The organism is Ferdinandcohnia sp. SAFN-114, from assembly GCF_059415045.1.
The window spans coordinates 1-653 of the sequence record NZ_JBPFDQ010000216.1; the positions used below are offsets into that span (position 1 = coordinate 1).

At 37.2% G+C, this 653-nt stretch carries 2 protein-coding genes; both read left to right on the forward strand.

The features are described 5' to 3' along the window. The first annotated feature begins 70 nt into the window (after positions 1-70). Positions 71-268, forward strand: a complete 198-nt coding sequence (locus tag ACR65M_RS26990) for a M20/M25/M40 family metallo-hydrolase (RefSeq protein WP_440274958.1) — start codon at positions 71-73, stop codon at positions 266-268. A gap of 12 nt (positions 269-280) precedes the next feature. Next, a complete protein-coding gene (locus ACR65M_RS26995) occupies positions 281-601 on the forward strand; it encodes an aminotransferase class V-fold PLP-dependent enzyme (protein WP_440274957.1) in 321 nt (106 codons plus the stop codon). Positions 602-653 lie beyond the last annotated feature (52 nt).

Consider the following 653-nt stretch of genomic DNA (forward strand, 5'->3'; position numbering starts at 1 on the left):
GCCATACAGACACACCTCGTTATAGTTGATATATTTATTATAACAATCTGTGTCTACTTTTTAGTCTAGCATCAATTCACAAGTTTACGGTGTACCTTTTGGCACAGATGCTAGTAAAATTGCCCTTTTAGATATTCCAACCATCGTCTTTGGTCCTGGTAGTATTAATCAGGCTCATACAAAGGATGAACATATTAAGGTAAGTGAAATTGTTAAAGCAGCAAAGATATATAAAGACTTAATTCTGCACTTCCATGAATATTTTTAAGGGGGCATACATGTGGACACGAATGAAACACCGGGATTTAACGTGGATTATTGGAGAGAAGAGGAGTTTCCAATCACGAAAAATTTTATTTACTTAGATAATGCTGCTATGTCGCCACTGCCTTCTCGTGTAAAAAATGCGATTGTTGACTTTCATCAATCAAGATCTTATTCGGGCGCTTCCTTTGGTCAATGGTGGGATGAAGTTGAGATCGCTCGGGAAAAGATCTCAAGGTTGATTGGATGTCATGCGGATGAAGTAGCCTTTACCCAAAATACATCAATGGGAATTAATCTTATTGCACAAGGTATTGATACTATGTCAAGAAAATAGACACAGATTTTTCTACCGCGCTTTCGCTTGGTAGCCTTCATAAAAAAGTTTA